Raw genomic sequence first — 20,911 nt, forward strand, 5'->3', positions numbered from 1 at the left:
CCGGCTGCGGGTTACGGCGAGCGTTGGCCTACAAGTGCTTCTGGGGAGTCGAGACCAGCGAGAAGGCGTCGTCGTTCAATCCTTCGCTGCGCACTCGGAGAGGGGATACGTGCTCCCTTGGAACGGTTGCACCTGCTGCACGCCGCGACGAAGTTCTGCAGGGTGGTCGACCCACCCTTGGACCACGGATAGAAGTGGTCCCCATGCTCAGCCGGACGGGAACAGCGGCGAGAGCCAACGCCCAGCTCACATTGCCCACCCGCTCGGGCCATCCCTTCACGCCGCTGTTGCTTCGTGAAGCGCCGAACGGGATCGCGACGTCGCACATCGCGGGAAGTGATGATTGCCGCAGTAATTCCGAGCCCTAGCAGGATTAGACCAGGGGTCGCAGCTGCTGCCAGCACTTGCTGACCGAGGGAAAGCAGAACGTCCGATGCAGCGGAAACTCCCAAGGCACCGGAGGGAGGCGTGGAAACCAACGAGCCGCTGAGGAGCGGGCTGACAATAGACCAGCCGAGCCAGAGAACGACAAGTGAATAACTCAGCTTCAGGAGCTTTCTCGACCAATAGATCCGACCGAGCTCGCTCACTGCTCAACACCGTGCATTCGTAATCTCCCCCAAAAGTCGTCAGCAATATTAGAGCACGCAGCCGGCCCCAGAACCTCCAACGGCATAGCGGTCACCAGGCACCTCGCCGGGCCAGCGGTAGGTTCTCGCCGCCGTCGTTGGCTGTCTACGCGCCCTCCGCCGATGCATGGCTAAAGCGGCCGAATGAGCGCATGCTTGCCGTGTCGGGGGCACAGGAGTGAAGAGATGAATATTGCGCTGTGGATAATAGCCGGTGCTCTCGCGGCCTTCTTTCTCGCCGCTGGAATATCGAAGACGTTCCTGCCGATTGAGAAACTGGAGGCACAGGGACTCACCTGGGCGAGTGACAAGCCCGGCTATGCGCGCACTGCCGGAGTGTTTGAAATCCTTGGTGCCCTGGGGTTGATCCTTCCCGGGGTCTTCCGGACAGCCACTTTCCTGATTCCGGCAGCAGCCATTGGCTTGGCGCTGATTATGGCTCTTTCGATTGCTTTTCACATCTCGCGTGGCGAGAAAGGGTTCGGCATTAACATCGCGGCTTTGCTGCTGGCGCTGTTCGTGGCGTGGGGCCGTGCCACAGAGTGGGCTTTGTGAGTTGAGGACATCGTGCGCCGCGAACAACGCGGCGCACGATGCACTACCTACTAGCTCCGCGCGGATTCCTTCTCGCGATCGTCCTTTTCCCGGCCTGCGGGCTTGTAGGACTCCCAGAAGGTGGCTCCGGTGATGCCGAGGGGCCGCGGGTCGAAGACCGGGTCGAGGCCGAGCTTCTGCTGCGCCTCGAAGTCCTTGAGCGCCTTGAAGGCGGGCTTCTGCAGGATCAGGATGCCGATGATGTTCAGCCAGGCCATGAGGCCAACGCCGATGTCGCCCATCGCCCACGCGTCGGCGGCCGTATTCACGCAGCCGTAGGCTACGGCGATGAGGATCGTCACCTGCAGGGCCATGGTGGTCACGCGGCCGACGCTGGCCCGGAGGCCGGGAATCATGGTGTTCGAGGCGTTGCCTACGAGGAAGCGCAGGTTGGTCTCCGCCATGTAGTAGTAGGCGATGACCGTGGTCAGGCAGAAGAAGATCAGCGTGATCGCGATGAACGCGGCGCCAAAACCGGGGAAGACGGAGTCGAACCCGGTCTGCACGAACTGCGGCCCGACAGTGGCAGTGGCCGACAGCAGGCCGCCCTCGACGAGAACCTCACCGTCTTCGGTGCCTCCGGAGAAGACGCGGTAGGCGCCGGTCGAGAGAATCAGGAAGCCGGTGGCCGAGCACACGAACAGCGTGTCGATGTAGACCGCGAAGGCCTGCACCAGCCCCTGCTTCGCCGGGTGCGACACCTCGGCGGCGGCCGCGGCGTGCGGACCCGTTCCCTGGCCGGCCTCGTTCGAGTAGACGCCGCGCTTCACGCCCCACATCACGGCCAGCCCGATGACGGCACCGAGTGCCGAATCCATTCCGATGGCGCTGCGGAACACCAGGGAGATGATCTCCGGCAGCTGAGCGGCATTGATGAAGACGACGATCAACGCAAGGACGATGTAGCCGACAGCCATGAACGGTACGACGAACGCCGCCACACTGGCGATACGCTTCACGCCGCCGATGATCACAAATGCCAGTGCGATGACGGAACCGACGGCAACGACCAACGGCGGGATGGTCCATGCGCCACCGATGGCGGTGGTCATCGAGTTGGCCTGGACACCCGGCATCAGAACGCCGGCAGCCAAAACGGTCACGGCGGCGAAGACGTAACCGTAGACCTTGAAGAAACCGGCACCCTTGGTGTGGGCGAACGCGCGGGAGAAGTAGTAGGCCGGGCCGCCGCGGTACTCGCCGGTCAGCGGGTCGCGGGTCTTATAGATCTGGCCAAGGGTCGACTCGATGAATGACGTCGACGCGCCCAGGAAGGCGACCACCCACATCCAGAACAGGGCGCCCGGCCCGCCGAAGGCAATCGCGGTGGCGACCCCGGCAATGTTGCCGGTGCCGACGCGGCCGGACAGAGACATCGCCAGGGCCTGGAACGAGGAGACGCCCGAGGGGGACTGCTCACCCCGAACCAGCTGCTGGATCATTCCCTTGACGTGCCGCACCTGCAGGAAGCGCGAGCGGACGGAAAAGTAGACGCCGGTCCCGAGGCAGAGATAGACGAGCCAGTCACTCCAGATAACGCCGTTGATAGCCGATAGGACATCGCTCATAAGTGTGGGATCCCTCCAGGAAAGAGCGTGAATGATGCGGTGGGTGCCGCCGTCGTCGGTGGACGTAGTGGCGGGCACCACACCAAAACCTGTGAAGGTTCTCACAAAGCATCAGTGTTAGTCCATTTGGCATTTCCCACACACGCAATCGGCCCACCTCCTGGGAAGGAGGTGGGCCGAAAGGCAAGCTGGAGCTTGAGGGTTACCGGTTGTCGACGAGGTTGGCTTTGTCGACCTTGCGGTGGAAGCGCATGCCGGCCAGGCCGCCGAGGATCGCTCCGACGAGTGCTACGACCGCGGCAACGAGTGCCGAGATGATGCCTGCTGTGGTCAGGTTCTCCGCGGTGGGGATCTGCGGGAACGTGTTGAGCTGGGCGAGGATGTTGAACTGGTCGCCGGCGATCGCACCGAGGATGCCGACGATAATCGCAATAACGATCGCCCACACCCACACGGCGATGCCCTGCTTCATACCGTTGAACCGCGCCATCCGGCCTGCGACGTAACCGCCGCAGAAGTAGGCGAGGAACAGGATCACGGCCAGGATGATCGCCCCGATAATTCCGGCGGTCTGCGGGTCCTGCGTGGCTTCGCCCGCCACGTTCGTGTTCGTTGCATTGCCGATAACTGCGCCGAGTGCGGCGGCCAGTGCGGTCAACAGCACGCCGGTTCCCGTGGCGGTGAGCCAACCGAAGAAGGCCGAGCCGATCTTGACGCCGCCGAATTCTTCTTTCTCCCGTTCCAGCAGGTGGTCCCGCTGGTCCCGGTCGATGTCATTACGCCGGGTGTGGTCCCGGTCGATACCGTCTGATCCGCTATGGGCGGATCCTGCGCTGGTGCTCATGGTCTCTCCTAAAATCTGTCTTCGTGCGAGGGATGGGGAGCGATTGTTAGCGTCCCTTGCGGACTTCGACGTCGTCAGTGTCGATCTGCTCCTTGCGGACTTCCTCGGTGACGGTCTGCTGCTCGGTGACGGTTTCCTTGTCCAGGCGGACCCGCTCGACCGGTACGGTTTCCTTCTGAATTACGGGGCGCTCCTCGTGGAGGACGACCTCGTGCTCTTCCTCGCTGATAGCGGGGCCGGCGAGGGCTTCATCCCGGTTGGCGTCGGTGATCGGTTCACGCTCGATGCGGACCTCTTCGCGCTGGACCGGGATCGTCTTGGTGACATTCTCCGTGACGATGAACTTGCGCAGCCGGGCACGGCCGGCTTCACGGCGTTCGGTGCCCACGCGGAGCTGCTCTTCCGAGCGGGTCATTGCGTCGTCCGTGGTCGGGCCGGAGGTGTCATGGCCGACGGTGTCGCGGTCAGACTCGTAGCCGCCGGTGGTTCCGGTGCCGTAATCGGCGGTGTCATAGTTGCCGGTCGAGAGGCCGTAGTAGCGGTAGAGTTCGGCCTCTTCCTGTTCGCTCAAGTGACCGTCAGGAGCAACGTTGGGTGCGTCCTTGATCTTGGCCTTGGAGTATCCGACGCGGACGTCGTTGCCCTCAAGTGTGGCGCCTTCAAGCGGTGCGAAGGACTCGTTCATGCCGAAGAAGCCGGTGTTGACGGTGGCCCAGGTGGGGTTGCCGGTGTGATCGTCGACGTAGATCTGGCCGACGGAGCCGACGCTGCTGCCGTCGTTGTCGATGACTTTGCCGCCGGATTCGAGGATTTGGGAAATGTTGTCCTGGGAAATCATGATGGTCTCCTTCGTGAGATAGCAAGCCTGCTGATTACTAGGCTACCTTACGAAATGCCGGAGCGTCCTTCCAGGAGATGAGGAGACCAGCCTCCGCCGTCGTCGGCTTCCCATCCCGTACTGATAAAGTCGGTACAAAGTAATGCCGTCCCGCCGGCGCTGATCCAGCGCGGGCTATCGGCCCCCAGCAGGGCGTCCACGCCACGAAGCACCTTACCGCCGGTATTTGAGCTCCGGGCTTTGCCGCCCGACATAGAGATCGGATCCCATGACCAGGACTTCACGCCACTCCTCAGGACGAGCAGGCCAGACACCTCCCAAGCTGGACAGGGGTGCCATGCGCATCGTTGCGCTTGGTGGCCTCGAGGAAATCGGCCGCAACATGACCGTGTTCGAATACGGCGGCAAGCTGCTCATCATGGATTGCGGCGTGCTCTTCCCGGAGGAACACCACCCGGGAGTGGACCTGATCCTTCCGGACTTCTCCTACCTGCGGGACCGCCTCGACGACATCGTCGGCCTGGTGCTGACCCACGGGCACGAGGATCACATCGGCGCTGTTCCGTACCTGCTCCGCGAGCGGGCCGACATCCCCATCATCTCCGCGCGCCTGACGCTGGCCTTCATCAAGACCAAACTGCAGGAACACCGCATCACCGCGAAGACCGTGCAGGTGAAGGAGGGTGACCGGAAGAAGTTCGGGCCCTTCGACCTGGAATTCCTTGCGGTGAACCACTCCATCCCGGACGGTCTCGCGATGGCCATCCGTACCCCCGCCGGACTTGTTCTGGCGACGGGCGACTTCAAGATGGACCAGTTTCCGCTGGACGGCCGGATCACCGACCTTGCCGGCTTCGCCCGCCTTGGCGAGGAAGGCGTGGACCTCTTCCTGCCCGACTCCACCAACGCCGACGTCCCCGGCTTCCAGATCTCCGAGCAGGATCTCGCGCCGGCCATCGACGAGGTGCTCCGCACTGCCCCTCGCAGGGTCATCGTCTCCAGCTTCGCCAGCCACATCCACCGCATCCAGCAGGTCATCGACGCCGCGCACCTGTACGGGCGGAAGGTGGCCTTCGTGGGCCGCTCCATGGTCCGGAACATGAAGACCGCACGCGAGCTCGGCTACCTGACGGTGCCCCGCGGCCTGCTGGTGGACTTCAAGGAACTCGACAAGATGGATCCGAAGAAGGCCGTCATCATCTGCACCGGGTCACAAGGCGAGCCGATGGCTGCCCTGGCACGCATGGCGAGCCAGGACCACATGATCGACCTGACCCAGGGCGATACCGTGCTGCTGGCCAGCTCACTGATCCCGGGCAATGAGACCTCCATCTACCGGCTTATCAACGACCTGACCAAGCTCGGCGCCAACGTGGTGCACAAGGGCAACGCGAAGGTCCACGTGTCCGGTCACGCCAGCGCCGGTGAGCTCGTCTACTGCTACAACCTCGTACGGCCGCGCAACGTCATGCCGGTACACGGTGAGCACCGCCACCTGAAGGCGAACGCCGAGCTGGCCATCAAGACCGGTGTGGAGCCGAAGAACACCCTCGTTGTCGAGGACGGCACCACGATCGACCTCAAGGACGGCGTTGCGCGCGTCTCCGGCAAGGTCACCGCCGATTACGTCTACGTCGAGAACATGGTGGCCGGCGCCGCGACCGAGGAGTCCCTCCAGGACCGCATCCGCCTCGCCGAGGACGGCGCGCTCACCGTGCTGGCCATCGTCAACCCGGACACCGGACGCCTGGAGGAGGATCCCGAGTTCTTCCCCGTGGGCTGGGCCCCGAAGGACGGCGAGCTGGGCAAGGCGACCGACATTGTCGAGAAGACTCTCGCCGGGATCAAGGGCGAAAAGACGGGCCCGGATGCAGAGCGTGCCATTGCTGACGGTCTGGTCCGCTGGTCCGATCGCTCGCTGCGCCGGAAGCCCGTGGTCACGGTCATCATCGTCGACGCCTGAGTATGAACCGGGCCGCCTCTTTCGTTGAGGCGGCCCGCCTGAACCTGCCGGTCTGATCGGCATATGCTCTTCCAATACGTTCGAACGATTGGATGCACATGAGCCGCAGTTACGTCATCGATTCGATCCCCGGCGACGGCATTGGCGTCGATGTCACCGACGTCGCAATGCAGTGCGTCGACGCCGTCGCCGGGATCTATGGCTTCGACGTCCAGTGGCGGATCCGCGACTGGAACAGCGACCTCTACCGCACAACGGGCCGCATGATGCCGGTCGACGGAATCGAGCAGCTCAGCGACGGCGACGGCATCTACCTCGGCGCGGTAGGCACCCCGAACGTGCCCGACGACGTCACCCTCTGGGGACTGCTCATCCCCATCCGCCGCGAGTTCGACCAGTACATCAGCCTCCGGCCCATGCGGTTGCTGCCCGGCGTCACCGGTGCCATGCCCGGCATCGAGGACCTGGACATCGTGGTGGTCCGCGAAAACGTCGAAGGCGAGTACTCCCAGATCGGCGGGAGATTCGGCACCGGAACCGAGGGCGAGTTCGCGGTCCAGGAAAGCGTCTTCACCAGGCGCGGCATCGCCCGGGCCGCCCGTTACGCCGCGAACGCTGCCACCGAACGCGGCGGACGGCTCGTTTCTGCGACGAAGTCCAACGGCATCATCCACACCATGCCGTTCTGGGACGAAGTGGTGGCCGAGACGGTCAAGGAGTTCACCGGCGTCGTCGTCGAAAAGGTACTCATCGACGCCCTGGCGGCCCGGGTGGTCATGAAGCCGACGAGCATCCGGACCATCGTCGCGTCGAACCTGTTCGGAGACATCCTTTCCGATCTCGTGGCGGGTGTTGCCGGGTCCATCGGCATTGCGCCGAGCGCCAACCTGAACCCCGAGCGGCGGTACCCGTCGATGTTCGAGCCCGTGCACGGATCGGCTCCGGATATCGCGGGCAAGGGGATCGCCAACCCGGTCGGAGCGCTGTGGGCGGCGGCAATGATGCTCGACCACCTGGGCGAGGCCGACGCCGCCCGCTCCTTGACCTCGGCCTTCGAAGGCACCCTCGCGGACGGCACTGCCACTCCGGATCTGAAGGGCACCGCAACCACCGCGGAATTCGCTGCCGCCGTGCTCTCCCGCTTGTCTTAAGCGACGAGCCCGCCGCGCAACCGCTTCTCCAGCCGGAACGCGACCTGCGAGGCCCCCGCTCTACCCGTCCGCTCCCTGTATCACGTACTCATGCCAGCAGGTCAACGATGATGTTGAGGGCCTTGGCGAGTTGAAGGTCGCTCGGGGCGCCGTAACCGATGACGAGGCCGTTTTCGGGCGCTCGGTCGGCATAGTAGGCGGCCAATGTGGCCGTACGGACTCCTCGCCGTAGAGCCTCATCCGCCAGTTCGTTCGCGTCCTTTCGTTGCAGACGCAAGACCGCATGAAGCCCGCCGTCAAGGGCCGCCAGGTGAAGCTCTGGATGGGCACCTAGACGGTCCAGAAGCATTGACCTGCGGTGCGCATACTCGCGGCGGGCCCTGGTTATATGTCGTGAAAGGCCTCCGGCCTCGATGTAGTAGGCAAGGGCAGACTGCATGAGACCGGGGACCGGTGTGTCAAGGTCTTCACGCATCGCCTTGATAGCGCGCCCTGAATCTCCGCGGACCACGAGGTAGCCGCACCTCAACCATGGACTAAGTGACTTTGAAAAAGTACCCAGCAGGGCAACACCAGCTGTGGATGGAAGCGAAGCGACGGCGGGCAAGGGCATCCTGCGGTGGCGAAACTCGCTGTCGTAGTCGTCTTCCAGAAGAAGCACTCCATGTTTTGCTGCCCAACTCAAAAGAGCCAGCCGTTCCTGAACGGGCATCCGGCCTCCCATAGGATACTGATGGCTCGGCGTGATCAGCACGGCGTGCGGCAATTCCCTTAGGCCAGCCAGCTGGGCGACTTTGAGTCCGTCTTCATCCACGGGCACTGGTTCCACCACGGCACCAGCAGCGACCAGCACCCGTCGTGCTGTTGGATAACCCGGATCCTCAATGAGTATCCGTGGGTTCCGACTGCGGCTTCTGAGGGCTGCGACGATGAGATGCAAGGCGTCGCTTGTTCCTGCCGTGATGATGACGTCATCGGGTTCGACAGCTAGTCTCTGGATACAGCCAGGTGGCTGGCCACAGCGTTCCGTAGCGCGTCCGTTCCAAGAGGCGGGGGGAGCTGTGTGTGGGGCTGTTCGGATACCGCGCTGCGCCAGGCGTTGTGCCACTCGCGGTCGCTGAATGGGGTGCCCGAAGGACGTCCCGGCGTGAGATCGATGATCGGTCTGCCCTTCTGAATGCGGGCGACAGGGCGTTGCTCGAGAACAGGATGTTGAACGTCCGGACGAATCGCCACCCGTGTTCCACCCGCACCGGAACTTTCGAGGAACCCTTCCCCCGTCAACTGCTCAAACGCCCGGACCACAACGCCGCGCGAAATGCCGAGCTCAGCGGCCAGCCGACGTGATGCCGGAAGCTTGTGTTCCGGCCGGAGCAACCCGGCGAGGATGGCCTTACGCAGCTGATCGCTTAGCTGGGCTGCAAGCGGGGCGGCTGCGCCCCGTTCCAGGGCGAGCGGCAGTTCAGACTCCGCCAATTGGACCTCCCGATCTGACCCATGTTGGACCTAGTGTAGGACCAAATGCGCTGCCAGCATGAACACGGAACTAGAAACAAAATGCCGCTGCCTCTCCTCCAACGGGCCTGCGCACTATGAAAGTAGAGCTGATGTTCAACGGTCTCTGTGCTTTTCCCCTCACCCCGATGGCCGATGACCGCGTCGATTCACAAGCCCTGGCTCTGCTTGTGTCCCGTGCCGCAAGAGCCGGAGTGGACTCCCTTGGTGTGCTTGGGTCAACCGGGAACTACGCATACCTGTCGCGCGATGAACGCCGGACCGTACTGGAGTCCGCCGTCGATGCGGCTGACGGAGTTCCGATCATCGCCGGGGTGGGTGCCGTCCGCACGCGGGATGTGCTCTCGCATGTTGAAGATGCTCAAGCTGCAGGAGCTTCCGCGTTGCTGGTAGCGCCGGTGTCTTACCAGCGGCTGACGGAGGCAGAAGCGTACGGCCTGTATAAGGATGTTTGCGAGGCGTCTTCTGTGCCCATCGTCGTCTATGACAACCCAGGCACCACGGGTTTCACTTTCTCAAACGACCTGTATGCGCGAGTCGCTGACATGCCGTTGATTGCTTCCATCAAGATCCCGCCTCCCGAGCCTGGGCGGGAATTCGAGCGAATCAAGGAGTTGCGGGGGCTCTTGCCGGAACGCACTTCGATAGGTGTCAGCGGCGACTGGGCAGCTGCTGAATCTCTGCTCGCTGGCTGTGACGTCTGGTATTCGGTCATCGCAGGCGTTCTTCCTGCCAACGCCAAGGCGATCGCGGACCACTCACTTGCCGGTCGTGAAGCTTTGGCCCGGGAGCTGTCGGCAGATCTTGAGCCGGTATGGGGCCTCTTTCGCAGATACGGCAGTCTGCGGGTCATCGCGGCAATTGCCGAGGAGCTTGGACTGGTTGCATCATCCAGTCTGCCGTTGCCGTTGCCGCTGCACGGTCTGGACAGTGACGGCCGCGACGAGGTAGCGGAGGCGATCCAACGATGCGGGCTAAAGGAGTGAGGCCGGCGCTTCCCGCTGGCTCAATGGGGCTCGCCCGATACGTCGTCGCGGCCACCCTGGCCCGCAGTGCGGACGGAGGCGCCGTGGTTGCGATCGTCCTTCTCGTAATGACTAGTGGGGCGCCGCCATGGTTGGCGGGCCTTCTGGGCGCGTGTATCACCGCTCCCCATCTTCTGGGCCCTTTCATTGCCAGATGTCTCGACAGTGCCCGCGACGGCAGGTCCGTCATTGCGTTCGCCTGTATGGTGCACGGGGCAACCCTGGCAGCGGCAGTTCTGTTGTTTCCGGTGACCTGGCCTGTCGTTACAGGAGTCCTTCTGGTTGCCTCGGGACTTGTTGGGCCGCTGCTGACCGGGGGTATCAGCAGTAGGTTGCCGGCCATAGCGGGCCCAGAGCTGTCCAGCCAACGCCGTGCCCAGGGCTGGGACGTCGCCACGTACGGTATCGCGGGCACGATCGGACCCGCACTTGTCGCCGCATTATCGGTCTGGTGGGGACCGGCGGTGGCAGCACTGATCCTGGCTGCGGCCACCTTTGTGGCGGCAGGGGTGATCAAGCTCCTGCCATATTCGCCGCCTGCTGCTGCGGCGTCGGAGGTCCCTCAGCCGGCACGGACACTGGTCATGATGCTCTCGACGGGTCCTTTGCGTCGGACCCTCTACCTGACGGTTGTCGTTGCCGTATCGGTTGCGGTGCTGCCCATCACGGCCGTTGCCTCCACTGGTGATTTCGCGGTAATACCTGCCGCAGCAGGTGTTCTTGCCGCAGCCTATGGGTTAGGAGGCCTTGCGGGTTCAGTGGGGGTGATGCTTCGGCCGATGCGGGGCGACGCTGACCGGCTGATGACGCGGCTTGCGGCTGGAGTAGCTGTAACTCTGGCTGCAGCGGCGTTTGCCGGAACTTTCCCTGCCGCAGTGGTGGCCTATTCGCTGGCTGGTATCGGAAATTCGTACTTCTTCGCTGCAACCCTTGCTGCCCGCAGCGAGTATGCACCGCCGGCGGCACGAGGTCAGGTGTTTGTGTGGGTCGGTGCCTTGAAGATCACTGCGGGATCGATAGGAACCGCTTCAGCCGGTGCCGTCGTCTTGTATGCCACTCAACTGCCCTTATTGGTGGCGGTCACCCTCATCACTGCCGCTGTCGGCGCGTCCGCCCTGGACCGGCGGGCAAGTCGCGCCCACAGAGCTCACCGACGGCGTGCCGCACCTCTGTCTGGGGAGCTCGACCCTCTTTAAGCGCCGTCGCGTGAGTATTGGAGCAGAACCACGCCATTGCCGAACGTGCGGGTCCCATCGAGCTTGAGGTCAAGCATGATGTCCCGGGACTCGAACAGCGGGCGGCCCTTGCCCAGCACCACGGGGTGGACGCAGATGTGGAATTCATCGATCAGGCCGAGCCGCATAAACGTGGAGGCGAGGTTGGCTCCACTCAGCGCGATGTCGCCTCCGGTCTGGGCCTTCAGCTCTTCGATCTGTTCAGGTACGACGTCGGGAATCACCGTGGTGTTCCAGTCGGCCTTCGTGAGGGTCCGTGAGAATACGAACTTGGGCTTCTCGCGCCAGATTCCGGCGAACTCGACCTCGACCGGGGAACTGTCCGGATCCTGGTCGGCGGTGGGCCAGAACTCTGCCATGAGCTCGTGGGTGACGCGACCGTCCATGAACGCCCCCATCTCCCGGCACTTCTCGTTGAAGTAGCGGTGCAGTTCCTCGTCCACGCGATGCCAGCTGATGTCGCGGTCGGGCCCCTCGAAGAATCCGTCCAAGGACACGGACATCATCAGGATGATCTTGCGCATTCGGCTACCTCCAGCGGCGAGAGGCGGCGTGGCCGCCGTCGTGCGTTCCAGTGAAGCACTCCGCGGTCCGTCGGAAAAGACCCAGCCCATAAGGCGCCGAGAAAATCCATTGACGCAAGCGCCCGCACAGGAGGAGAATCCTAACTGTGTTAGGAAATCCTACTCGCAATAGGTTATCCGAACGGCGTGAGGCTTCCCGCCGGGAAATCGTCAATGCCGCCTGGTCAGTGGCGCGCGAGGACGGACTGGCTGCCGTGACCCTGCGGGAGGTCGCGGCGCGCGTGGGTATGCGGGCGCCGTCGCTGTATACCCACTTCGAATCCCGGAACGCGATCTTCGACGCGATGTTCGCGCAGGCCTGGCGCGACTGCAACGACCAAATGGAAAAAGCGCTCCGCACAGCGCCCCGAGACTCCCTGCGTGAATTCCTGAAGTGGAACTCGCGCACCTTCTTCGAGTTCTGTGTGAGCGATCCACCTCGCGCCCAGCTGATGAACCAGCGCACCATCCCGGGCTTCGAGCCGACGCCGGATTCCTATGCACCGTCCGTTGCGTCCTGGGAACGCTTCCGCGAGGAACTGGCACCGTACGGTGTTACCCGCCGCGAGGACATCGACCTCTATACCGCGATGCTGGGCGGGCTCATCGACGCCCAACTGGCCAACGACCCCGGCGGCAACCGCTGGGAGAAACTGCTGGATCGGGCCGTCGACATGTACGTCGACGCGCTCGAGCCCGCACCCTCACCTCCTTCCTGAAACGCAAGGACTGATTGTCATGAGCACTCAAACCGCTGCTACCGGCACCCGGGAACACCCTCGCCGCCCCGGCCTGGACCACAAAACAGCCATGCGGCTGGCCCGCACCGAATACCAGCGCGGAGCCGACGTCGTCGACGGACTCTCGCCCGAGCAGTGGACGCTGCCCACAGACTGCACCGAGTGGGACGTCCGCGCCATGGTCGCCCACATCTGCGGCATGGCCGCGATGGCAGCAACTCCCTGGGAAACAAACCGCCAGATGAAGGCCGCGCAGAAGGAAGTCGCGCGCAGCGGCGTCGAACCGATCGATGCGCTCACCGGTCTGCAGGTCTCCGAGCGGGCGGATAAGACGCCAGAGACACTCACCGCCGAGCTGCACAAGATCGGACCGAAGGCCGCCCGCGGCCGGCGCCGGACGCCATCCCTCATCCGCAACCGCCGGCTGCCCGAGGAACAGTCCGCCGAGGGCATGTCGGAATGGTGGACCATCGGCTACCTGACGGACATCATCCTCACGCGTGACCCCTGGATGCACCGAGTCGACCTCAGCCACGCCACCGGCAAGGAGATGATTCTCACGGAGGATCACGACGGTGTCCTGATCGACGACGTCGTCCGCGACTGGGCGGCGCGGCACGGCCAGCACTACCGGCTACGGCTCACCGGCCCGGCCGGCGGAACGTGGAGCGAGGGCGACGGCGGGGAAGAGATCGAACTCGATGCGGTCGAGTTCTGCCGAATCCTGTCCCGACGGGCGCCGGGGGAAGGGCTGATGGCGACGTTGGTTCCCTTCTAGAAGCCTCTGTTCCCGCCGTCGGACGGGCACTATTGTCACCTCCCCAGTCCGCTGGGACACTTACGCCATGCCGGATACTGCCCAGCTCAACCGCCCCGCACCGTCGCGCGCCGCAATCTTCGTGGATTTCGACAACGTGTACACGGGGCTGAAAATGCTCGAGCCTGCAGCGGCCGAACGATTCGCCACAGACCCGGGCCACTGGATCACAGCGATCGCGGAGGCGGCAGACGGCATCGAGGGCCGGGCCAGCATGCGTTTCCTCATCCGCAATTGCTATCTGAACCCGGCCATCTACTCGAAATACCGCTCTTTCTGGACGCGCGCCGGTTTCCGCGTCATTGACTGTCCGTCGCTGACCCAGCAGGGAAAAAGCAGCACAGACATCAACCTGGTGCTCGACGCGGTGGACGTTCTGGCGAGTGCTTCCCACATTGACGAGTTCTTCATAGCCTCCGCCGATGCGGATTTCACATCACTGGTGCAGCGTTTCCGGGCGGCAGACCGGCGGACCACCGTCATCGTCGCAGGCGCTGTGGCAGCTGCGTACCGTGAGATGGCGGACGCAGTCATTCAGTCCTACGAATTCGTATCCATGCTCGACGCGTCGACAGATGTGGAAGCCACCCAGGAGAGTCAGGCGGCACCGACTGCTCCCCGTGTCACCATGAAGACTTCGCACAAGTCAGCGGCGGACGCAGTTCGAAGTTTCGTCAAGCAGGCTCCCGGGCCCGTGACCGGCGCGATTGTCGCCCACCGGGCGACCGCGGTCGAGCCGCTACTGGCCAATGACTGGGACGGCCACGGGAAATTTGGTGTCTGGGTCTCGCACCTCGGTGGCGGCATCGAATACTCTCCGACGCCGGCACCCGGTTGGGTCTGGGATTCCCGCCGGTTCTCACATACCGACCTGCCGCGCATCGCGGAATCGCCCGCGCCCCGGATCGGCCAGCAGGTGTGTCGTGTTACGGACGCCCCCGAACTGTCGACGGCGCAGTACCGGCAGATATTCGTATCGATGGAGGCGCTGGCCACGGAATCCACTAACCGTGATGAACTGGCAAAGCGGGTCAGGGACGAGTGCGTGGAGGCCGGTACACCGGTGTCCCGGTCTGCGATCAATTTCGTGATTCAGGGACTGTACGCGAAGGCTCCGCTCGCGGGTGGCGCGAGTGCGGCCGAGCTTGCCGCAGCCTGGGTGCGCAACGTTGAGACGATGTGCCGCATCGCGGGCATGCAGCTCGATCCCGACGAAACTGTGGCCCTAAGAGAGTGGGCCGGCGGGGGACTCGTTACAGCTTGAGCACCTGTCACGCCGGGAACTGCAACTCGCCGTCCTTGTAGACCTGCCCGATCATGGATCGCAGCCGCGGCAGTTGTTCGACGGATTCCAGCAGACCTTCCAGGACGACAACGTCGGCCCGGTAATCAGGGGCGAGCCTGCCCACGGAGTGTTCCGGCGTGATGAGTTCGCCTGCAACGGAGGTGGTGGCGGCCAGTACCTGTTCCAGACTCATGCCCGCGTCCGCCATCAAGGCAAGTTCCTCAAGGTTCTCGCCGTGGACACCCACGCCGGAATCGGTTCCCATGGCAATTCGGACGCCGGCCTCAACGGCGCGCGCTACCGAGCGGCGGTGGTCCTCGGCGACCCGCTTCGCCTTCTCAATGACCTGGGGCGGAAGTCCGCTGGTACCGCTTTCGCCCTTGTGGATGACCGCCTGAGGCGCAGACAGCGTCGGTACCAGGTAGGCGTTGGTGTCCAGGAACAGCTGAATCGCCTCGTCATTGAGGTAGACGCCGTGCTCGATGGTTCGGACACCGGCACGCAGTGCGTTGACGATACCCGGCGTGCCCTGGGCATGGGACATAACGTACTTGCCCTGCAGTTCAGCCTCTTCCACAATGACGGCAATCTCCGCAGCAGTGAACTGCGAGTGCTGCGGATCGGTGGTGGGGGAAAGCACTCCGCCAGTGGAACAAATCTTGATCTGGTCAGCACCGGCGCGCAGCAGCTGTCGGGCAACTTTCCGAACTTCCTCGACGCCGTCGCCGATCCCGCTCGGACGCCCGGGGTGAGGCCCGAGGGTAGGGGAGTCGATGCCCGACGGCAACCAGAAGTCCCCGTGTCCGCCTGTCTGAGACATGATGCTGATGGCAAGCCGAAGCCGTGGGCCCTTCACCAGGCCGCGCTCGATGGCGAGTTTGGCGCCGAGGTCAGCGCCGCCGGCGTCCCGTGCAGTGGTGATGCCGGCACGGAGCGTGGCTTCCAGATTGCGCACGGATTCGTAGAACTGCAGCGAGAACGGCTCTGCCACGGCCTGGATGGAACCCGGGTTGGAGGTGGTTGCGTGGATGTGCAGGTCGATCATTCCGGGAAGCACAGTTCGCCCCATACAGTCCACCAGCGTGGCGTTGGCGTAGTCCGGGGAGTCGCCGGCACCGGTGCCCACCGCTTCAATTATGTTGCCGCGGAAGATGACGTCGGTGGGACCGGCGAGGAACCGTTCGCCGTCGAAGACGTGGCCGTTCCGAAACACTGTGGGAGGGGGTGTCATGCACCCACTCTAGTAATTGCGCCGCAGCGGCGGTTCCTCACCGCCGGGACGCTGCACGAGGATCTGGTTCACGCCGTTCAGCCCCCGCTCAAAGCCAAGCGCGCTCGACGCCATATACAACCGCCACACCCGCGCCCGTCCTTCGCTCGTGAGCCGGACCGCCTCGTCCCAGTTCTCCTCGAGATTGTGCACCCAGGCGCGCAATGTCAGGCCGTAGTGTCGGCGCAACGCTTCGACGTCGAGCACTTCCAGCCCGGCCGATTCGAGGGCCCCGACCATCACCGTGAGGCTGAGCATCTCGCCATCGGGAAAAACGTAGCGGGGGATGAACGAGTCCGGATCCGGCGGCATCTCACCGGCGTTCCACGAGATCGCGTGGTTGAGCAGCCTGCCACCCGGACGCAGCAGGCCACTCAGATGGGACGCGTATCGTCCGATCTGCTCCCCGCCAACGTGCTCTGCCATGCCGATCGAGCTGATCGCATCGAAAGGACCGTCATCGACGTCGCGGTAGTCCTGGACCCGGATCTCGATCCGGTCGGAAAGCCCGACGTCGGCCGCCCGCTTCCGTGCCAAAGTCGCCTGCTCTTTCGAGAGGGTGATGCCCACGACGTCGGCTCCGTAGTTCTGCGCCGCATGCAGTGCGAAGCTGCCCCAGCCGCAGCCCACGTCCAGCACCCTCATGCCCGGCCGCAAACCGAGCTTGCGGCAGACCAGATCGAGCTTCGCCTCCTGTGCCGCGTCCAGGCCGGTGCTCTCGTCCTCCCAGACAGCACACGAATAAACCATCGATGGTCCGAGGACGAGCGCATAAAAGTCGTTGCCGACGTCGTAATGGTGCGAGATTGCCGCGGCGTCGCGCTTCTTGGAATGCAGGCGCCCCTTTCGGGTGACGTCCATTTCCTCGGGCGGCGGTGCGGGCGGGAGTCCGATAGCACCGACCTGGAAGGCAGTCCGGAGGAGCTTCCAGCGCTCGCCGAGGGTGGGAGGGCGGAAGGCCTTCAGCTCGGCGAACTTGCCGACGGAACTGAGTACGGAGAAGCTTTCGAAGAGGTCGCCGGGACCGTCAATATCTCCGGCCACGTACGCACGGCTCAGCCCGAGCTGATTCGGCGACCACAGCATTCGCCGCAGTCCGCGACGGGAACGGAACTCAATTACCGGGGCATTGGCGGGTCCAGCCTCGGACCCGTCCCATGCCTGAAGCCGCAGGGGGATTTCTTCGGTGCCGAGGATGATTCCGAGTGCTTCGGCCAAGCGCGGTGCCACTCCCTTTTTCTTCACCATGGATCTTTGTCTACTCCCATCTGTCCGCTGGAACCAGAGGTAACCGATGTCTCGCCGCCCACCTGCAGCGGTCAGCTAGATGATCAGGCCCAGGGCAAAGGGGCCAATAAGGACGGTGAAGAGGGTGATCAGGATGACTCCCACGACGTTGAGTACCGCGCCACCGCGGACCATCTCGGTGATCTTGACCTGGCCGGTGGCGAAGACGATTGCGTTGGGCGGTGTACCGACGGGCAGCATGAACGCGCAGGTGGCAGCCAGTGCCGCGGGAATGAGCAGCGTCATGGGATCGACGCCGATTCCTACGGCGACGCCACCGAGGATCGGGATGAAGGTTGCAGCCGTGGCCGTGTTGCTGGTGATCTCGGTCAGGAGCAGGACGATCGTGACCACGGCGGCGAGGAGCAGGATGATGGGCAGGGCTCCGAGCCCGGTGACCTGCTCGCCGAACCAGGCGTCAAGGCCGGTGCCGGCGACGGCGGCGGCGAGCGACAGGCCACCGCCGAAGAGCAGAAGGACGCCCCACGGGAGGCCCCTCTCGGCGTCCTTCCACACCAGGGTCATATTTCCATGCTTGTCCCCGGGCAGCAGGAAGAGCACCACCCCGGCTCCGATGGCGACCACGGTGTCGTCGAAGAGGTCGAGCCAGGGCAGTTGCGTGCCGAGGTCGCCTACGCCCGAGAGCAGACCGGGGACAATCCAGCAGAACGCTGCGGCAGCGAAGACGCCCAGAACGATCTTCTCGCCCTGACTCATGGGACCCAGTGCGGCAATCTCGTTGTTGATCAGCTCCTTGCCACCGGGCACTTCGTCGAGATGGAAGCGGAACATGAGCCGGGTAAGGATCAGCCACGCGAGCCCGATGAAGACGATCACGATCGGCACGCCGAGCATCATCCACTGGGCGAAGCCAACCGTGCGGCCCAGTTCCTCACTGATGTAACCGGCCACGATGGCGTTCGGCGGGCTACCCAGCAGGGTGCCGAGGCCCCCGATGGTTGCGGCCCAGGCGATCGACAGCACAAGGGCCACGCCGAACAGGCGAACATCGCGGTCGTCGATCACGTCGCTGATGGCCTTGCCCGACCGGATCTGCTCCGTCATGTCCTCGGCTGCAGTTACAGCTGTCGATCCGGATCCCGCCCCGGCTATGGCTGTGGCCGTGGTTGCGGCTGTGGCTCCGGCGTGCCGGCTATTCTCCACCACGAGCGTCAGCACACTGAGTCCGATGGGCAGCATCATCAGCGTCGTCGCAGTGTTCGACACCCACATCGACAGGAATGCGGTGGCGATCATCATTCCGAGGATGATCTGCCGCGGGTGGGTGCCGACCCGACGGAGGGTCAGCAGGGCAATGCGGCGGTGCAGGTTCCACTTCTGCATGGCGATTGCGATGAGGAAACCGCCCAGGAAGAGGAACACGATCGGGTTGGCGTAGGGGGCCGTAACCTCGGACACCTCAAGCGCGGTCAGCACCGGGAACAGGACAATCGGGAGCAGTGATGTGACCGACAGGGGCATGGCTTCGGTCATCCACCAGACGGCCATGAGGGTGGCGACCGCACCGACCACCCGGGCATCCGCTGAGACGTTGGTATTGCCAAGGAGGAGCCAGACGACGGCGGCCAGCAGCAATCCAAGTCCTCGGTAGAGCCATGTCCGGCCGGCCGATCGCTGCGGTCCCAACCTTTCCTCTGGTCGTTCTCCCGTCTGGCCTTGCTGGGCGACGACGCCCTCGGAATCCTGGCTCATGCGTCTGTCCTTATCGAGCTAGTGCGGCTGGGGCAGTCCTTCGGTTGGTGTCGGGCGTCGATCTATGTACAGAAAGGATAAAGAAGAAATCACGAATGTGATACAAGTCACGTTCGGCTTGGGCTCAGCGGATCCACGACGCAGCAGGGAGTTCCCTACTGCACCCGCACCTGACCGCCGTCGACGTCCCACCGCGCGTCAAGGCGGACGTTGGCGAGCATCCTGCGGTCATGGGTGACCAGCAGGAGGGCCCCCGTGTAGTCCTCGAGCGCCTCTTCGAGCTGCTCGATGGCGGGAAGGTCAAGGTGGTTGGTGGGCTCGTCCAGCACCAGCAGGTTCACCCCGCGGGCCTGCAGCAGCGCAAGCCCCGCCCGCGTGCGCTCGCCGGGGGAGAGCATGCCGACGCGTGCGGAGGTTTGCTCCGCCTTGAGCCCGAACTTGGCCAGCAGGGTGCGGATCTCTGCCTGGGCAAGCTCCGGCACCGCCGCCTCGAACGATGCGGCCAGAGTCTCGTCCTCGGCGAGCTGGCCGCGTGCCTGGTCGATTTCTCCGACGGCGACGTTGGCACCGAGGGAGGCGGCGCCGTCGTCGGGCTGTTGATGTCCCAGCAGCAGGCGCAGCAGCGTGGACTTTCCGGCGCCGTTGGGGCCGGTGATGCCGATGCGGTCACCGGCGTTGATCTGCACAGAGACAGGTCCCAGCGTGAAGTCGCCCTGCCTCGCCACGGCACCGTTCAGCGTGGCGACCACCGAGCTTGAGCGCGGCGCCGACCCGATACTGAACTGCAGCTGCCACTCCTTGCGCGGCTCCTCGACCTCCTCAAGCCGGGCAATCCGCGACTCCATCTGCCGGACCTTCTGCCCCTGCTTCTCCGACGATTCCATGCTGGCGCGACGGCGGATCTTGTCATTGTCCGGGTTCTTTTTCATGGCGTTCCGGACACCTTGCGAGCTCCATTCGCGCTGCGTCCGGGCCCGCGACACGAGGTCCTGCTTCTTCTCGGCGTACTCCTCGTACGCTTCGCGGGCGTGCCGCTTCGCGACGGCGCGTTCTTCGAGGTAGGCGTCGTAGCCGCCGTCGTACACGGCGACCTGGTTCTGGGCCAGGTCAAGCTCCACCACTGTGGTCACGCAGCGCGCCAGGAACTCGCGGTCGTGGGAGACGAGCACCGCCCCGCCGCGCAGGTTGCGCATGAAGGCTTCCAGCCGGGCGAGCCCGTCGAGGTCCAGGTCATTGGTCGGTTCATCAAGGAGGACGACGTCGAACCGGCTCAGTAACAGCGTGGCCAGGGCAACCCGGGCCAGCTGGCCGCCGGAGAGACCGGTGACGGGTGCCTCCGGTGCTACGCCGGGCGCGACGTCGGCCAGCACCGCCGGGAGCCGGTCCTCCAGATCCGCTGCGCCCGACGCGAGCCAGTGCTCCAGCGCTGAGGCGTAGCGGTCGTCGGTTCCCTTGATTTCTGTGCCAAGCTCTTCCGCCGCCTTTTCCATGGCCTCTGTTGCGGCGGTGGCGCCGGTCCGGCGTGCGATGTAGGTTTCCACGGTCTCGCCCGGGGTGCGCTCGTGCTCCTGGGGGAGCCAACCGACGAAGGCGTCCTTCGGCGAGCACATCACCGTGCCGGCGAGCGGCTCATCGACCCCTGCCAGAAGCCGAAGCAGGGTGGACTTGCCGGCACCGTTCGCTCCCACCACTCCTACGACGTCACCCTGCGTGACGGTCAGATCCAGGTTTGAGAAGAGGGTGCGGTGGGCGTGGCCACCGGAGAGCGCCTTGGCCACGAGTGTTGCAGTCATTGATTCAGTCTAGAAGCCGACGACGGCCGCCACCTCCGCTTCAACTGGCTATGTTCATTGCTGTCACGTCGCACGGGCACC

The 20,911-nt window shown here is 64.2% G+C and carries 19 protein-coding genes; 8 read left to right on the forward strand and 11 right to left on the reverse strand.

All coding sequences use genetic code 11. From position 1 onward, the window contains the following. Positions 1-11: 11 nt before the first annotated feature. On the reverse strand, positions 12-272 hold the full coding sequence (locus AC4D1W_RS01500) for an HNH endonuclease (protein WP_490897874.1): 261 nt from the start codon (positions 270-272) through the stop codon (positions 12-14). 543 nt (positions 273-815) lie between these two features. Between AC4D1W_RS01500 and AC4D1W_RS01505 the strand changes: the two genes are divergently transcribed. After that, positions 816-1,184: a DoxX family protein gene (locus AC4D1W_RS01505; RefSeq protein WP_490897550.1), complete on the forward strand. Its 369-nt coding sequence runs from the start codon at positions 816-818 to the stop codon at positions 1,182-1,184. Positions 1,185-1,234: 50 nt separating this feature from the next. Here the strand turns inward: AC4D1W_RS01505 and AC4D1W_RS01510 are convergent, their stop codons facing one another. From AC4D1W_RS01510 to AC4D1W_RS01520, 3 genes are all read right to left on the reverse strand, one after another. Then, positions 1,235-2,791, reverse strand: a complete 1,557-nt coding sequence (locus AC4D1W_RS01510) for an alanine/glycine:cation symporter family protein (RefSeq protein ID WP_490897875.1) — start codon at positions 2,789-2,791, stop codon at positions 1,235-1,237. A gap of 202 nt (positions 2,792-2,993) precedes the next feature. Beyond that, positions 2,994-3,635, reverse strand: coding sequence for a hypothetical protein (locus tag AC4D1W_RS01515; RefSeq protein WP_490897551.1), 642 nt, complete (start codon positions 3,633-3,635; stop codon positions 2,994-2,996). A gap of 46 nt (positions 3,636-3,681) precedes the next feature. Then, the gene (locus tag AC4D1W_RS01520; protein ID WP_490897552.1) at positions 3,682-4,473 is read right to left on the reverse strand and encodes a YsnF/AvaK domain-containing protein; all 792 of its coding nucleotides are present in this window, start codon (positions 4,471-4,473) and stop codon (positions 3,682-3,684) included. 268 nt (positions 4,474-4,741) lie between these two features. Here AC4D1W_RS01520 and AC4D1W_RS01525 point away from each other — a divergent pair, with 268 nt between their 5' ends. Together AC4D1W_RS01525 and AC4D1W_RS01530 are read left to right on the forward strand one after the other, a co-directional pair. Beyond that, positions 4,742-6,436, forward strand: coding sequence for a ribonuclease J (locus AC4D1W_RS01525; protein ID WP_490890490.1), 1,695 nt, complete (start codon positions 4,742-4,744; stop codon positions 6,434-6,436). A gap of 98 nt (positions 6,437-6,534) precedes the next feature. Beyond that, positions 6,535-7,587 (forward strand): isocitrate/isopropylmalate family dehydrogenase, encoded by a 1,053-nt coding sequence (locus tag AC4D1W_RS01530; RefSeq protein WP_490897553.1) that lies wholly within the window; start codon positions 6,535-6,537, stop codon positions 7,585-7,587. An 88-nt stretch (positions 7,588-7,675) separates the two neighbouring features. Here AC4D1W_RS01530 and AC4D1W_RS01535 read toward each other — a convergent pair whose 3' ends face one another. Both AC4D1W_RS01535 and AC4D1W_RS01540 read right to left on the reverse strand, forming a co-directional pair. Beyond that, positions 7,676-8,527, reverse strand: a complete 852-nt coding sequence (locus AC4D1W_RS01535) for an aminotransferase-like domain-containing protein (RefSeq protein ID WP_490897554.1) — start codon at positions 8,525-8,527, stop codon at positions 7,676-7,678. Between the two features lie 47 nt (positions 8,528-8,574). Continuing rightward, positions 8,575-9,063 carry a GntR family transcriptional regulator gene (locus AC4D1W_RS01540; RefSeq protein ID WP_490897555.1) on the reverse strand — a complete coding sequence of 163 codons (489 nt, stop codon included), beginning with the start codon at positions 9,061-9,063 and terminating at the stop codon, positions 8,575-8,577. Between the two features lie 116 nt (positions 9,064-9,179). Between AC4D1W_RS01540 and AC4D1W_RS01545 the strand changes: the two genes are divergently transcribed. Continuing rightward, positions 9,180-10,088: a dihydrodipicolinate synthase family protein gene (locus tag AC4D1W_RS01545; RefSeq protein WP_490897556.1), complete on the forward strand. Its 909-nt coding sequence runs from the start codon at positions 9,180-9,182 to the stop codon at positions 10,086-10,088. Positions 10,089-10,111: 23 nt separating this feature from the next. Then, on the forward strand, positions 10,112-11,323 hold the full coding sequence (locus AC4D1W_RS01550) for an MFS transporter (RefSeq protein WP_490897557.1): 1,212 nt from the start codon (positions 10,112-10,114) through the stop codon (positions 11,321-11,323). On the opposite strand, the gene AC4D1W_RS01555 is transcribed toward AC4D1W_RS01550, so the two are convergent. Continuing rightward, the gene (locus AC4D1W_RS01555) at positions 11,320-11,886 is read right to left on the reverse strand and encodes a dihydrofolate reductase family protein (RefSeq protein ID WP_490897558.1); all 567 of its coding nucleotides are present in this window, start codon (positions 11,884-11,886) and stop codon (positions 11,320-11,322) included. The genes AC4D1W_RS01550 and AC4D1W_RS01555 overlap by 4 nt on opposite strands. Before the next feature lie 146 nt (positions 11,887-12,032). Here AC4D1W_RS01555 and AC4D1W_RS01560 point away from each other — a divergent pair, with 146 nt between their 5' ends. The 3 genes from AC4D1W_RS01560 to AC4D1W_RS01570 all read left to right on the forward strand — a co-directional run bounded on the left by AC4D1W_RS01560 (position 12,033) and on the right by AC4D1W_RS01570 (position 14,746). Next, a complete protein-coding gene (locus tag AC4D1W_RS01560; protein WP_490897559.1) occupies positions 12,033-12,644 on the forward strand; it encodes a TetR/AcrR family transcriptional regulator in 612 nt (203 codons plus the stop codon). Between the two features lie 19 nt (positions 12,645-12,663). Beyond that, the gene (locus AC4D1W_RS01565) at positions 12,664-13,443 is read left to right on the forward strand and encodes a maleylpyruvate isomerase family mycothiol-dependent enzyme (RefSeq protein WP_490897560.1); all 780 of its coding nucleotides are present in this window, start codon (positions 12,664-12,666) and stop codon (positions 13,441-13,443) included. 67 nt (positions 13,444-13,510) lie between these two features. Next, on the forward strand, positions 13,511-14,746 hold the full coding sequence (locus tag AC4D1W_RS01570) for an NYN domain-containing protein (protein WP_490897561.1): 1,236 nt from the start codon (positions 13,511-13,513) through the stop codon (positions 14,744-14,746). 7 nt (positions 14,747-14,753) lie between these two features. Here the strand turns inward: AC4D1W_RS01570 and AC4D1W_RS01575 are convergent, their stop codons facing one another. The 4 genes from AC4D1W_RS01575 to AC4D1W_RS01590 form a co-directional block, all read right to left on the reverse strand. Further along, complete coding sequence (locus tag AC4D1W_RS01575; protein ID WP_490897562.1) at positions 14,754-15,998, reverse strand: metal-dependent hydrolase family protein; 1,245 nt, start codon at positions 15,996-15,998, stop codon at positions 14,754-14,756. A gap of 9 nt (positions 15,999-16,007) precedes the next feature. Next, entirely contained in the window at positions 16,008-17,285 is a 1,278-nt protein-coding gene (locus tag AC4D1W_RS01580; protein WP_490897563.1) for a class I SAM-dependent methyltransferase, read from the reverse strand. A 75-nt stretch (positions 17,286-17,360) separates the two neighbouring features. Continuing rightward, entirely contained in the window at positions 17,361-19,037 is a 1,677-nt protein-coding gene (locus AC4D1W_RS01585) for an SLC13 family permease (protein ID WP_490897564.1), read from the reverse strand. A gap of 155 nt (positions 19,038-19,192) precedes the next feature. After that, positions 19,193-20,830: an ABC-F family ATP-binding cassette domain-containing protein gene (locus AC4D1W_RS01590; RefSeq protein WP_490890498.1), complete on the reverse strand. Its 1,638-nt coding sequence runs from the start codon at positions 20,828-20,830 to the stop codon at positions 19,193-19,195. Positions 20,831-20,911 lie beyond the last annotated feature (81 nt).

The sequence above is a fragment of the Arthrobacter sp. TJ-170 genome, assembly GCF_058269305.1.

What these genes read in the sequence shown, in the direction of transcription:
- AC4D1W_RS01500 (WP_490897874.1), bottom strand. Translation starts at nt 272, where the DNA reads ATGGCCCGAGCGGGTGGGCAATGTGAGCTGGGCGTTGGCTCTCGCCGC.
- AC4D1W_RS01505 (WP_490897550.1), top strand. Translation starts at nt 816, where the DNA reads ATGAATATTGCGCTGTGGATAATAGCCGGTGCTCTCGCGGCCTTCTTT.
- AC4D1W_RS01510 (WP_490897875.1), bottom strand. Translation starts at nt 2,791, where the DNA reads ATGAGCGATGTCCTATCGGCTATCAACGGCGTTATCTGGAGTGACTGG.
- AC4D1W_RS01515 (WP_490897551.1), bottom strand. Translation starts at nt 3,635, where the DNA reads ATGAGCACCAGCGCAGGATCCGCCCATAGCGGATCAGACGGTATCGAC.
- AC4D1W_RS01520 (WP_490897552.1), bottom strand. Translation starts at nt 4,473, where the DNA reads ATGATTTCCCAGGACAACATTTCCCAAATCCTCGAATCCGGCGGCAAA.
- AC4D1W_RS01525 (WP_490890490.1), top strand. Translation starts at nt 4,742, where the DNA reads ATGACCAGGACTTCACGCCACTCCTCAGGACGAGCAGGCCAGACACCT.
- AC4D1W_RS01530 (WP_490897553.1), top strand. Translation starts at nt 6,535, where the DNA reads ATGAGCCGCAGTTACGTCATCGATTCGATCCCCGGCGACGGCATTGGC.
- AC4D1W_RS01545 (WP_490897556.1), top strand. Translation starts at nt 9,180, where the DNA reads ATGAAAGTAGAGCTGATGTTCAACGGTCTCTGTGCTTTTCCCCTCACC.
- AC4D1W_RS01550 (WP_490897557.1), top strand. Translation starts at nt 10,112, where the DNA reads ATGGGGCTCGCCCGATACGTCGTCGCGGCCACCCTGGCCCGCAGTGCG.
- AC4D1W_RS01555 (WP_490897558.1), bottom strand. Translation starts at nt 11,886, where the DNA reads ATGCGCAAGATCATCCTGATGATGTCCGTGTCCTTGGACGGATTCTTC.
- AC4D1W_RS01565 (WP_490897560.1), top strand. Translation starts at nt 12,664, where the DNA reads ATGAGCACTCAAACCGCTGCTACCGGCACCCGGGAACACCCTCGCCGC.
- AC4D1W_RS01570 (WP_490897561.1), top strand. Translation starts at nt 13,511, where the DNA reads ATGCCGGATACTGCCCAGCTCAACCGCCCCGCACCGTCGCGCGCCGCA.
- AC4D1W_RS01575 (WP_490897562.1), bottom strand. Translation starts at nt 15,998, where the DNA reads ATGACACCCCCTCCCACAGTGTTTCGGAACGGCCACGTCTTCGACGGC.
- AC4D1W_RS01580 (WP_490897563.1), bottom strand. Translation starts at nt 17,285, where the DNA reads ATGGTGAAGAAAAAGGGAGTGGCACCGCGCTTGGCCGAAGCACTCGGA.
- AC4D1W_RS01585 (WP_490897564.1), bottom strand. Translation starts at nt 19,037, where the DNA reads ATGAGCCAGGATTCCGAGGGCGTCGTCGCCCAGCAAGGCCAGACGGGA.
- AC4D1W_RS01590 (WP_490890498.1), bottom strand. Translation starts at nt 20,830, where the DNA reads ATGACTGCAACACTCGTGGCCAAGGCGCTCTCCGGTGGCCACGCCCAC.